Origin of the sequence: Microbacterium sp., assembly GCF_046295495.1 — a bacterium.
Taxonomy (GTDB): Bacteria; Actinomycetota; Actinomycetes; order Actinomycetales; family Microbacteriaceae; genus Microbacterium.
In genome coordinates, this window is record NZ_JBKBNC010000013.1 from 1 (window position 1) to 12,030 (window position 12,030).

A 12,030-nucleotide genomic window follows, 5' to 3' on the forward strand; every position below is an offset into this window, starting at 1 on the left:
GATCCAAAGGAATTACTCGCAGTCCGAAGACCAACGAGGAATAAATTGGCATTTGACAAGTGCACGCTGTTGAGTTCTCAAGGAACGGACGCACCCACAGAAACAGTCATCTCGACCTACCCGTGAGGCTATTCACATCCATAACGATCATCCGGACATGACTCCACACTGGGATCTCAAAAGATCAACCTCGGGAACCAGTCGAATGACCAGAACCAAAACCATACACCATCCGGCGCAGGTTCTGGGATGTTCACCACGTGAGAGGACGCGGGGCCTTTCGGCCGCTCCGCTCTCCCCTGTGGGGCGAACAAGTAATAACTTACGCGCGGAGGACGCGCTCGGCCAATCGCGCCTCAACCCGGGCGTGTCGCGCGCGTCTTTCCGCGGAATCACGCGGCGGTCGACACGTGGCGAGAGGCGGCGCTCCGCGGTCGATGCGGGGGGCCACGTGCACTCCGGCCCGCTTGTCAGACGGTGGTGGCTGACGGGGTCTCGGTCCGAGGCCTCCCCCGGGTCTCAGAGTCCGAGTGCGACGATCGGGATTCCCTCACCTGGCGTCTCTCGCACCGGGTCACGGACACCAGGTCACGGACACCAGGTCACAGACACCAGGTCACAGACACCAGGTCACAGACACCAGGTCACAAACACCAGGTCACAAACACCAGGTCACAAACACCAGGTCACAGACACCAGGTCACAGACACCAGGTCACAAACACCAGGTCACAAACACCAGGTCACAAACACCAGGTCACAAACACCAGGTCACAAACACCAGGTCACAGACACCGGGTCACAAACACCAGGTCACAGACACCGGGTCCCCCCGGACCCGCCGCTCGCTGCCCCGGACGTCAAGTGGTCAGGCGGAAAGCATCGATCGTGGCAGCGGCGGCGTCCGTGTGGCCGCCGGTGAACTCGATGCCTCCGAAGAACATCGCGCCGATGACCAGGGCGAACACGAAAGCGATCGAGAGGAAGAGCACGGCGACGCCGGCGACGGTGATCAAAAGGGGAAGTCGAGAAGCCATGGCATCCATTGTGCACTGCCCCGATTCACAGCATCCGGGGCTTGCGCCGGAAACGACCGAAGGCCGGCACCTCCGAGGAGGTACCGGCCTTCGATGCGGGACGGATCAGCGACCGGAGAGCTTCTCGCGAAGCGCGGCCAGCGACTCGTCGTCGGCGAGGGTGCCCTGGACGGGCGACTCCGACGAGAACGATCCACCGAACGAACCGGCGTCCGTCGGGTTGGCGGCCTCGGCCTCGAGGGCCTTGGCGACGGCGGCCTTGTGGGCCTCCCAGCGACCCTGGGCAGCGGCGTACTCCTGCTCCCACTGCTCGCGCTGAGCGTCGAAGCCCTCGAGCCACGCACCCGACTCGGGGTCGAAGCCCTCGGGGTACTTGTACTCGCCGCGCTCGTCGTACTCGGTGGCCATGCCGTACAGCGCCGGGTCGAACTCGGTGCCGTTGGGGTCGACCGATTCGTTGGCCTGCTTGAGCGACAGCGAGATGCGGCGACGCTCGAGGTCGATGTCGATGATCTTGACGAAGACCTCTTCGCCGACCGACACGACCTGCTCGGCGAGCTCGACGTGCTTGCCCGACAGCTCGGAGATGTGCACGAGGCCTTCGATGCCGTCGGCCACGCGGACGAACGCACCGAACGGAACCAGCTTGGTGACCTTGCCCGGAGCGATCTGGCCGATCGCGTGGGTACGGGCGAACACCTGCCACGGGTCTTCCTGCGTCGCCTTGAGCGAGAGCGACACGCGCTCGCGATCGAGGTCGACCTCGAGGATCTCGACGGTGACTTCCTGGCCCACCTCGACGACCTCGGAGGCGTGCTCGATGTGCTTCCACGAGAGCTCGGAGACGTGGACAAGACCGTCGACGCCACCCAGGTCGACGAACGCACCGAAGTTGACGATCGACGAGACCGTGCCCTTGCGGACCTGGCCCTTGTGGAGGTTGTTGAGGAACGTGGTGCGCGACTCGGACTGCGTCTGCTCGAGCAGGGCGCGGCGCGAGAGCACGACGTTGTTGCGGTTCTTGTCGAGCTCGAGGATCTTGGCCTCGATCTCCTGGCCGAGGTACGGCGTGAGGTCGCGGACACGGCGCAGCTCGATGAGCGAAGCCGGGAGGAAGCCGCGGAGGCCGATGTCGACGATGAGACCACCCTTGACGACCTCGATCACGGAACCGGTGACCACACCGTCGTTCTCCTTGATCTTCTCGACGTCGCCCCATGCGCGCTCGTACTGGGCGCGCTTCTTGGACAGGATGAGGCGGCCTTCCTTGTCCTCCTTCTGGAGAACGAGGGCCTCGACGTGGTCGCCGACGTTGACGACCTCGTTGGGGTCGACGTCGTGCTTGATCGAGAGCTCGCGGGAGGGGATGACGCCCTCGGTCTTGTAACCGACGTCGAGGAGGACCTCGTCGCGGTCGATCTTCACCACGGTGCCCTCGATGAGGTCGCCGTCGTTGAAGAACTTGAGCGTCTTCTCGACCGCGGCCAGGAAGTCTTCGGCGGAGCCGATGTCGTTGATCGCGACCTGCTTGGTAGCCGGGGCGGTCGTTGCGGTAGTCATGTAGTGGGTTGTCCTAGTTGGGTTTGGTGTCGGGCTCCGACTCCTGCGCCCGTCGGTCCGGCGGACCGGGGCCATCGGGCATCCGACCGCCCGAAGGCGAACGCATGCCACGGGTCGAAGCGAAGCGGATTTGTTCGTGCGGTGTCACGGGCCCGCCCAGCTGACAGGCGAGGCCCCACGAGTGACACCCCAGTCTAACGCACCGGCCCCCATTCATGTCGTCGCGGTGCGCCGCACGCGTCGCACGCCGTCGCCGGAGACGCGCGCACCGCTGTCGCACGGCGACGATTCGCCCCGGATCGGCGCTTTTGGGCCGGTCGGAGTGACCCGTCCGCCCAGGTGGCGTCCAGACAGGCGTGCCAGGCTCCCGGTTTCGTGCCCGCCTGACGCGGGTCGGACGGCGTCACCCGCACCGTCCCCCCTCACGTGAAACCGGTTCTATGCACTTTGATTCGATGCCCCCCGCCAACCGCCGTGACCGCCGTCTGGCCACCCGTCGCACCCGTCGGCGCCCCGTGACCACCGTCGGTGCGCTGGTGCTGGGCGTGGTGGCCGCCGCGGCCCTCACCGGCACCGTTCCGGCCGCCTCGGCCTCCCCCGCCGACCTGTCCACCGCGTCGTTCTCGCTCGCCTCGGCGACGACCCCCGTCGCCCTCACCGCGGCCCGCGGCCCCGAGCTCGACGAAGCGCGCGCCGCGACGAGCGCCGCGTCCGCCTCGATGCAGAACGTCGCGGCGGTCCAGACCGACATCGCGGCATCCGGTCTCGACATCGGTCAGCCGGCGACCGTCGACACCGCCGCGCTCGAGAAGGCGGCCACGCGGCTGCAGGCCGCCGAGGCGCTGCCCGCGACGTTCCTGCCCGACCTCGCCGACGACGTCACGGCCGAGACGACCACGGTCGACCAGCGCGTCGCCGAGCTGCGCGGCGGACTGGACGCCGCCGTGGCGAAGAAAGCCGCGGAGGAAGCCGCCGAGAAGGCGCGTCAAGAGGCCGAGGCCGCTGCTGCCGCGAAGGCCGCGGCGGACAAGGCCGCCGCTGAGAAGGCGGCATCGACGCGCTCCAGCGGCAGCTCCAGCGGCGGCACCGGGAGCAGCGGTGGCGGGTCTTCGGCCCCCGTCGCCTCGTCCGGCGGCGGGTCGGGCGACAACAGCCCGGCCGGCGCGAAGGCGACCGCACGCGGCATGCTCGCGGGATACGGCTGGGGCGACGACCAGTTCTCGTGCCTGGTGTCGTTGTGGAACAAGGAGTCGGGCTGGAACTACCGCGCGTCGAACTCCGGCAGCGGCGCGTACGGCATCCCGCAGGCCCTCCCCGGCAGCAAGATGTCGTCGGCCGGTTCGGACTGGCAGACCAACGCCGCGACGCAGATCGCGTGGGGCTTCGGCTACATCTCGGGCCGCTACGGCAGCCCGTGCAGCGCCTGGGGCCACTCGCAGTCGGTCGGCTGGTACTGAGCCCACGCGCCGAACGGTCCCACCCCGCGTGGTCGGGGCCGATCAGCGCCAGCGCATCATCGAGCGCGCCGCCCCGGAGAACGCTCCGGCGCGGCGCGCTTCGCTGAGCACGGCGAGGTCGTCGGGCCCGGAGACCTCGTGCAACTCCGCGGGCCCCACGCGCACCTGCCAGGTCGCGACGAAGCGCTGGGCGTCGGCCCGGCGGCGTCCCACCTCCGCGGGGACCGCGAGGAACTGCCGGGGCTTTCCACGGCCCGCGCGCTCGAGGACGCGGCGCACGAACCACGGGCCGCCGCCGCGACCGACCTCGAGCACGAACCGCGGCGCTCGGATCGGACCGCACAACTGCTCGAGGGCCGCAGCGAACGTGCGCTGATCGGCGATCGACGCGCGCGGCATCCGGACCTCCAGACCGAGGGTCTCCGGGTCGGATCGCGTCACCTCGACCACGGGTGCGCCGGAGCCGGGCTGAACCCGCCCGCTCTCGGACAGCGCGGCCCACACGGCCCGCGCCATGCGCTCGAGGGTCGCCGGGGCGTCGCGCGCCTGCCGACGCGTACGCAGCCACGCCGCGCCGAACGGCACCGCCGCGACCGTACCCACCAGCGCGGCGAGGCCCGCGAGGGGAGCACCGGCACCGGGCGGCAGGTGGAAGGCGAGCACGATCGCCAGTCCCGGGATGCCGAGGGACGCGGCCACCGCGAGGCCCATCGCGCGCGCGGCGACGACCGAGGTCGAGAACACCGGCAGGCGCCGGGGCCGCTCCATCACCGACGCCAGCTCCTCGCGATCCACGTACGGTGTCCCGATGCGCCACAGCGCCCGGGTCTCGGCGCGCGGCGGTATCTCGTCCAGACCGTCGACCGCCGCGAGGGAGGAGCCCTCGGCCTTGGCGACCACGTCATCCAGCGCCCGACGTCGTTCGCGCCCGAGAGCCGCTCCGAGGCCGCGGACCACGAGGGAGGGATCGTCGGCGTCGAGGCCCCACAGCCGCGCGTGCTTTCGACGAAGGCGCGCGGCATCCGGTTGCACCTCGAGCGGGGACGTGGGGGGTAGGAGGGTCGTCACCGTCCAGTTGTGGGCCGTCTTCTCGGGCCACGCGGGATCGAGGCGGAGCGTGCGGCCGCGCAGCTGCTGCGTCGCCGAGGCGGTCGCGACCGCGGTCAGATCGACGAGGGTGTTCACGGCGGGGCAGTCCCAGCCCTCGCCGAAAAGTCCCCGGGTGCCGACGACCACGCTCACCTCCCCCGTGGAGAGCAGGCGCGACGCCGCGCCCACGATGCCCGCTCCGGCGGTGCCGAGCACCTCCAGGGACACCGGGTCGTCGGCGCACGGCGCGGTCGAGACCGCCACGCCGAGTTCGCGGGAGAGGGCGGGCACGAGAGCGGCGGCGTGGCGGGCGGCGATGCGCACCGTGGTCGACGTGACGAGGAGCGAGCGCAGCGTCGCGGTGGCGGCATCCGTCGAGACGACCGAGAAGGTGCGCACGGCTCCCGCGGAGCCGCGGAGTCCCCCGTGCACGTTGCCGTGGGTGACGAAGTCGGTCACGACGAGGGCACGGAGGCGGTCGCCGAGCTCGGCATGCTCGCGGGCGAGGATGTCACAGGCGCCGCGGTCTTTCGCGAGCGACGAGGCGAGGACCGTGTCGATCGGGTCGCGCGTGCGTCGCACGCCGTGATCGGTGAGGGCGTACCCGAAGTCGGCGAGCAGGCGCCGCAGCCGCTGCCAGTCGTCGGCGCGGGCGGGATCGGGCAGCACGCGGTCGAGGGCGTAGCGACCGAGCAGACGCAGGGTCTCGTCGGTGGTGGGCGGGCGGCGGGCCACCGCGGGCAGGCGCGCGGCGACGGGGTGATCGGGGGCGACCACGGAGAACATCGCCGCAGCCGCCTCGGCCCCGGCGAAGTCGGCGGAAAAGGCGGCGGCGAGGCCCGCATCGATAGCGGCGGTCGCCGGGTCCGCGGCGCTCGCGCGGCGGCGGTCGGAGCGATCGCGGAGGGCCTCGGCGGAGGCCGGGGGCGGGTGGGAGACGGCGGGCGGGGACGGAACATCGTCGTGGCGGGGCGGCACCACGACCGGCGGGACCGCCGCGATGGGTGCGCGCGTCGCCGGCGGCGGCTCGAGCGGATCGCGGGCGATGACCGCGGCGGCGGATGGGCCTGCGCTGTCGGCGGGTGGGGCCGCCTGCAGCGCGTCGAGCAGGAAGGCGCGCCCCTCACCGACCGCGAAGGTGACGCGCAGGGCCTGACGCAGCGCCTCGGCGTGCGCGCCGAGGAAGGTGCGCTCCTCGTGGGTCGGCTCGACGACGTGCACGAGATCGCGGTACGGCGCGAGGTCGCCCTCGCGCACGACGGCGGGCACCGGCACCTCGAGGTCGACCTCGCCGAGGAGCGAGACGTAGTTGTCGTACTCGTCGGCGTCGTCGGGAGACGGCAACGTCGCGGTGAGCCCGATCACGAGGGGCTCCCCGCCCGCCGCCCGCACCCGGGCGACCAGGGCCGCCACCACGAGCGCCCAGTGATCGAGCAGGTGATGGCACTCGTCGAGCACGACGGTCTCGACGCCGGCGTCGACCAAGCGCTCCAGCAGCGCGCGGGCGTTGGGATGGAGCGCCGCCGCAAGTGCCCCGGCATCCTGCGTGGCGAGCGTTCGGCGGATGCGGCGCGAACGGGAACGGATGCCGCGCCGATACGCCGAGGGATTGCTCTCGCGCAGCTCGTCGAGCCAACTCTCGGCCGCACCGGGATCGCGGTCGTCGCGCTCGAGCTCGTCGAGCCAGCGCCGACGGGCGAGGCCGGCGAACGGGGTCTCGGAATCGACGACGCTGATCGCCTGGTAGGTCAGCGCCGTCAGATCGGCGGGCCGCGCGGGGTCGTCCGACACGTCCGCGTCATCCGGGGCGAGGTCGCGCGCCGCGCGCGTCCACTGCGCGCGGATCGCCGTCGTGGGCGCGAAGACCACCGCGCGCCGCCCCCGCCGGGCGGCGAGCAACAGACCGAGCAAGGTCTTGCCGGCGCCGGGAGGGGCGACCAGGTGCACCGGCTCCCCCGCGTCGACGTCGACGCGTTCCAGGGCGTCGGCCTGATAGGCGCGCAGAGTACCGTCGAAACGCCACGCCGAGAGAGGGCGGGCGGAAGTGGACGGCACCGGGCCAGTCTAGGGAACGGCCCCTCGCGGCCAGGCGGTCACCCCTCCGCCGGAAAGGGACGACGAGTGGACCTGCGTTGGATGCACGCCCCCGCCGAGGAGGTGGCCGCCGCGCTCGCCGCGGCGAGGCCGCATCCGCGCCCGAGCTGGGTCCCCACGAAGCGCCAGGTGCTGCTGCACGTCAACAACGCCCTCGTGCTGTGGTTCCTGTCGATCATGTTCGTCGGGATCGGCGTGCAGGTCGACGCCCTGCAGGACGGGGAGGTGCGCCCGGCCGACGCGACGGCTCTCGGCGTCTCGCTGGCCGTACTCGCGGTCTGGCTCGTCGGCACCGTGCTGCTGTGGCGCTGGTCTCTCCGGCCCGTCGCGGGTCGCGCCCGGTTGCGACTCGGACGACGCGACCTCACCGCGCTCGCCAACGGCTACCACCCGCGCCCGAGCGCCGCGGCCACCTTCTCGTCGCTGGTCACCGATCACAGCGTGGGCGTGCGCGAGTACCCGCGGTTCGCGGCCGCGGACGTCGAGTTCGGCACCGTCCGCGCGCGGGCGCCCCGCGCCCGGCGCCGGCAGTACGCCAGCGTGCGGCTCGCCGCGCCCCTGCCGCACCTCGTGCTCGACTCCCGCTCGAACGATCGCGCGGGCGGCGGGTTGCCGGCATCCATCGTCCGCCATCAGCGGCTGTCGCTCGAGGGGGACTTCGATCGCTCGTTCCACGCCTACGGACCCTCGGGGTACGGCGCGGACGCCCTCTACGTCCTCACCCCGGACGTCATGGCCGCCCTCGTCGACCACTCCCCCGACTTCGACGTGGAGATCCGCGACGACCGCGTCACCTTCTTCCGCGCGTCCGCGGCCGATTACACCGCGGCGGCGGACTGGGAACGGGTGGATGCCGTGCTGACGCACGTGGCGCCCCGCGTGGTGGAGGCCTCGCGGCGCTACGTCGACGAGCGCGTCGCCGGGCAGGCGGCGACGGAGGTCGCGGCCCGCTCGCGCGCCACGACCGCGTGGCGTCCGCCCCAGCCGCTGATCGCGCCCGACGGCCGCCGCCTCGACGCCCGGACCCCGCAGACCGGGTGGGCGCCCGTGGTCGGCGGTGTCGTCTGGGCGGTCGTGCGCACGGGGCTCTACGTGGTGCCGGGGATCTTCGCGTTCGCCGGGTTCATGTCCATCGTCGACGGCCGGTGATTCACGGGCGGTCCGTGCCGACCCCGCTCAGCCGCCGTTGCGACGGGCGACGACCCCCGCGAGGAGCGCGTGCGACAGAGGGGCGATCGAGGCGACCATCAGCAGCGTGCCGAGCAGCGCCTGCTCGGTCTGCAGCAGGATGCCGCCGATCAGCAGCCCCGTGAACAGCACCGACGACACCACGCGGCGGACCATGCGCTCCAGATCGCGCATACGCCGCTCGATGCGCGGGGTCTGCACCGAGACCGATCCGTCTTCGAAGCGCGAGACGAGGTTGTCGACGCGGCGCGGGAGCCGCGCGGTGACGGCCGTGACCGCGCCCACCTCGCGCACGAACGCCTGCGCCGTGTTGCCGCTCTCCTCGCGGATGAGGCGCTGCGCGTAGGGCTCGACGGCATCCCAGATGTTGAACGCGGGGTCGAGGGCGCTGCACATCCCACTCGTGAGCGACATCGCGCGCACGATCAGGAGGAAGTTCTCGGGGAGCTGGAAGGGGAGCGCCCGCACGACATCGGCGAACTCGACCGCGAAGGCCCGGAACTCGCGCGGGTCGACCTCCTGCAGTTCCGCGAAGCCCATGCCGCCGAAGCGGGAGAAGAGCTGGGTCATGGCCCGCTCGAGTTGCACCGTGTCGGCGGAGGGCAGCAGGACGCCCACGTCGCGGATGCCGTCGACGAGCCCTTTGCCGTCGCGCGAGGCCGCGGCGATGAGCACGCGACGAAGGCCGCGGCGCAGACTCGGCGGCACCTCCCCCATCATCCCGAAGTCGATGAAAGTGAAACGCCAGGCCGGGCCGCTCGCCCCCGGACCGCTCGCCTCCGGGTCGACCGGAACGGGGGTGACGAAGACGTTGCCGGGGTGCGGGTCGGCGTGGAAGAAGCCGTCGTCGAACAACTGGTCGAACATCACGTCGGCGAACCGCGCCGCCACCTCGGACGGGTCGATGCCGGCGGCGCGGAGGGCATCGACATCGTTGATCTTGATCGCCGTGACGTCCTGCAGCGTCAGGACCCGCCGGGTCGTGCGCTCCCACACGACCTGGGGCACCGCGACGCCGCCGTCGCCCCCGAAGTCCGCGGCGAAGCGCTCCGAGTTGGCGGCTTCGTGGAGGTAGTCGATCTCCTCGAGGCTCGTGGCGGCGAACTCCTCGACGAGGGAGGGCATGTCGACGCGATCGCGAACGAGCGCGACCCTGCTCAGCCACACCCCCACCTTGCGCAGCGCGCGCAGGTCGACGTCGACGATGCGATCGATCCCGGGGCGCTGGATCTTCAGCACCACCGCGCGCAGGCCGGTCTCCTCGGCCGATGCATCGGTGAGCACGGCCCGGTGGGCCTGGCCCAGCGACGCCGCGGCGAGGGGTCGCTCGTCGACCGAGGCGAAGGCGCGCTCCAGCGGCATCCCCAGCTCGGCTTCGGCGCGGGCGCGCATCTGATCGAAGGGGACGGCGGGCACCTCGTCTTGCAGGCCCTCGAGTTCCCGGGTGATCTCCGGGGGCAGCACGTCGAGGCGCGACGACATGAACTGACCGACCTTGATCATGAGCCCGCCCAGCTCCACCGCGAGCACGTGGAAGCGCTGGGCGATGCGCTGCAGCCGCCGTGTGCGGCCCCGGGCGGAGATCCACCCGAGGCCGAACCGCGGCAGGAACAACTCGAACCACCACGCCTGCACGAGATACCTCGCGGCGAACCGCGTGATCCGCCGGTAGCGGGCCTTCATGAGGGCGTCGTCGGTCATCTGTTCTCCTGGATGCCGACGGGCGCGAAGCCCCCGTCGAACTGGGGCGACCTCAACCCTGGGCGAGGATGGAGTAGAGCTTACGACGGGCCTCGTCGAGGATCTCGACGGCCGCCGCGACCTGCTCCTTGTCGCCCGTGCGCGCGACCTGCGCCGCCGCCTGCGCGAGCTCGACGCCCGCCTTGGGCAGCGCCGTCATGCGCCCGCTGTCGCGCGACCCGGCGGACTCCCACGGCGCGGTGCGCTCGGTGGTCTCGTCGCCGGCCGCGGCACGGCCCTCGGCCGTGAGCGAGTAGGTCTTGCGACCGTTGGACTCCTCGGCCTGCACGAGGCCCTCGTCGGTGAGCAGCTGCAGCGTGGGGTACACCGAGCCGGGGCTCGGCTTCCAGGATCCTCCGCTGCGCTCCTCGATCTCGCGGATGATCTGGTACCCGTGCATCGGCTGCTCGAGCAGCAGCGAGAGAACGGCCGACCGCACGTCGCCCTTGTTCATGCGCGGCGTCGATCCGGCCTTCTGCTCGAACTGCGTACGCAGCTGCTCGATCCCCTCGAGGATGTTGGACATCGGCCACCCGGGGGCGTTGCTCCCGCCGCGTCCGCCGAACGCGTCTCCCAAGAATGAACCACTCATGACGACCTCCTTCGCGCGGACCCGATCTGGGTCAGCGATACATAACGATATATCGCTGACAGCGCGAATGGGGTCGTCTCGGAGGTGTCGTCGGGTGGATTCTCAGTACCAGTTCACGGCCTGCGAGTGGCTCCAGGCGCTGCAGGGGCTGCCGTACCCGCGGGAGATGTAGTCGAGACCCCAGGCGATCTGCGTCGCCGCGTTGCTCTTCCAGTCCGCGCCGAAGGTGGCCATCTTGCTCCCGGGGAGCGCCTGCGGGATGCCGGTGGCGCCCCCGTCGTCGTTGTAGGCCTGGTAGTTCCAGCCCGACTCCTTCGTCCACAGCGACGACAGGCACGAGAACTGCGCACTGCCCCAGCCGTACCTGTCCGCGGCGAGCTGGGCGGCATAGGCGCGCGCCCCCTCGGGGGTGTTGACGCGGGCGAGGGCAGCGGCGGCCTCGGCCTGACGCTGGGCTTCGGCGGCGGCCGCGGCCTCGGCCTGGCGCTGCGCCTCGGCGGCGGCATCCGCCGCGGCCTTCTCGGCCTTCGCCTGCTCGAGGCTCGAGGAGACCTCGGCGACGCGCGCGCTCACGCGCTCGCTCTCGGCCTCTGCGTTCTGACTGAGCGCGGGCACGAGCAGCACGGGGAGCAGGTCACGCGAGTCGAGACGGTCGACGGCGTCCTGGAGAGCCCCCGTGTCGATCGCGGGGTCGCCGATCGCCAGCGGGAGGCCCGTGGCGGCGACGTCGGCCTGCACCGCGACCGCGCTCGAGAGCGCCGACTGCGCCCCGCCGAGGGCCGCATCGGCGCCGGAGGTGACGGCGTCGAGGGTGGGGGCGGTCGACACCGGCATGCGGGAGCCGGGGGCGGCGAACGAGGATGCCGAGGCGTCGGGGAGCGACACGGGTGCGGCGGCCGCGAGACCGGTGGTGGCCACGAGCCCCAGGGCCAGACCCGCGCACGTGGCGGCGGTGACGAGGGTGCGACGGGCACGGTGGACGTGCTGGAGTTTCACATCGGAACGGAGCAAGAGCGATCTTTCGTCGGGGGCGCGCTCGTCGGGATCGAGCGCGATCTGGTGTCGTTCGGGTCGACACAAGTCCCCGAGTGTGAGGGCCGGTTCTGAGCGTTATCTCTTCGTTACCTGAACGCCACGTGAGAGGAGCGCCCCCCGCCCGGTGCCGGCGCGGCCGCGCGGAGGCCCCGGCAGGGGATGGGAGCCGCGGTCACCGCGCGACCGTAAAGAGGCGCGTGAACCGGTGTTTTCTCATCGCGCGCACGGCCCCGGGCAGG

8 protein-coding genes are annotated in these 12,030 nt (G+C 71.5%); 2 read left to right on the forward strand and 6 right to left on the reverse strand.

Annotated features, from left to right (window positions below; all coding sequences use genetic code 11):
• Positions 1-859 precede the first annotated feature (859 nt).
• Positions 860-1,036 carry a hypothetical protein gene (locus ACK4LS_RS06985; RefSeq protein ID WP_409715213.1) on the reverse strand — a complete coding sequence of 59 codons (177 nt, stop codon included), beginning with the start codon at positions 1,034-1,036 and terminating at the stop codon, positions 860-862.
• 105 nt (positions 1,037-1,141) lie between these two features.
• Positions 1,142-2,596, reverse strand: a complete 1,455-nt coding sequence (gene rpsA, locus ACK4LS_RS06990; RefSeq protein ID WP_409715216.1) for a 30S ribosomal protein S1 — start codon at positions 2,594-2,596, stop codon at positions 1,142-1,144.
• Between the two features lie 455 nt (positions 2,597-3,051).
• Here rpsA and ACK4LS_RS06995 point away from each other — a divergent pair, with 455 nt between their 5' ends.
• Entirely contained in the window at positions 3,052-4,053 is a 1,002-nt protein-coding gene (locus ACK4LS_RS06995) for a lytic transglycosylase domain-containing protein (RefSeq protein WP_409715219.1), read from the forward strand.
• A 42-nt stretch (positions 4,054-4,095) separates the two neighbouring features.
• Here the strand turns inward: ACK4LS_RS06995 and ACK4LS_RS07000 are convergent, their stop codons facing one another.
• Complete coding sequence (locus tag ACK4LS_RS07000) at positions 4,096-7,197, reverse strand: DEAD/DEAH box helicase family protein (RefSeq protein ID WP_409715222.1); 3,102 nt, start codon at positions 7,195-7,197, stop codon at positions 4,096-4,098.
• 66 nt (positions 7,198-7,263) lie between these two features.
• Between ACK4LS_RS07000 and ACK4LS_RS07005 the strand changes: the two genes are divergently transcribed.
• Positions 7,264-8,385: a hypothetical protein gene (locus ACK4LS_RS07005; protein ID WP_409715225.1), complete on the forward strand. Its 1,122-nt coding sequence runs from the start codon at positions 7,264-7,266 to the stop codon at positions 8,383-8,385.
• Positions 8,386-8,412: 27 nt separating this feature from the next.
• On the opposite strand, the gene ACK4LS_RS07010 is transcribed toward ACK4LS_RS07005, so the two are convergent.
• The 3 genes from ACK4LS_RS07010 to ACK4LS_RS07020 all read right to left on the reverse strand — a co-directional run bounded on the left by ACK4LS_RS07010 (position 8,413) and on the right by ACK4LS_RS07020 (position 11,767).
• Positions 8,413-10,125 carry an ABC1 kinase family protein gene (locus ACK4LS_RS07010; protein WP_409715227.1) on the reverse strand — a complete coding sequence of 571 codons (1,713 nt, stop codon included), beginning with the start codon at positions 10,123-10,125 and terminating at the stop codon, positions 8,413-8,415.
• Between the two features lie 52 nt (positions 10,126-10,177).
• Positions 10,178-10,756, reverse strand: a complete 579-nt coding sequence (locus tag ACK4LS_RS07015) for a PadR family transcriptional regulator (protein ID WP_409715230.1) — start codon at positions 10,754-10,756, stop codon at positions 10,178-10,180.
• 102 nt (positions 10,757-10,858) lie between these two features.
• A complete protein-coding gene (locus tag ACK4LS_RS07020) occupies positions 10,859-11,767 on the reverse strand; it encodes a phospholipase (RefSeq protein ID WP_409715233.1) in 909 nt (302 codons plus the stop codon).
• Positions 11,768-12,030: the final 263 nt, after the last annotated feature.

What these genes read in the sequence shown, in the direction of transcription:
- ACK4LS_RS06995 (WP_409715219.1), top strand. Translation starts at nt 3,052, where the DNA reads ATGCCCCCCGCCAACCGCCGTGACCGCCGTCTGGCCACCCGTCGCACC.
- rpsA (WP_409715216.1), bottom strand. Translation starts at nt 2,596, where the DNA reads ATGACTACCGCAACGACCGCCCCGGCTACCAAGCAGGTCGCGATCAAC.
- ACK4LS_RS06985 (WP_409715213.1), bottom strand. Translation starts at nt 1,036, where the DNA reads ATGGCTTCTCGACTTCCCCTTTTGATCACCGTCGCCGGCGTCGCCGTG.
- ACK4LS_RS07010 (WP_409715227.1), bottom strand. Translation starts at nt 10,125, where the DNA reads ATGACCGACGACGCCCTCATGAAGGCCCGCTACCGGCGGATCACGCGG.
- ACK4LS_RS07015 (WP_409715230.1), bottom strand. Translation starts at nt 10,756, where the DNA reads ATGAGTGGTTCATTCTTGGGAGACGCGTTCGGCGGACGCGGCGGGAGC.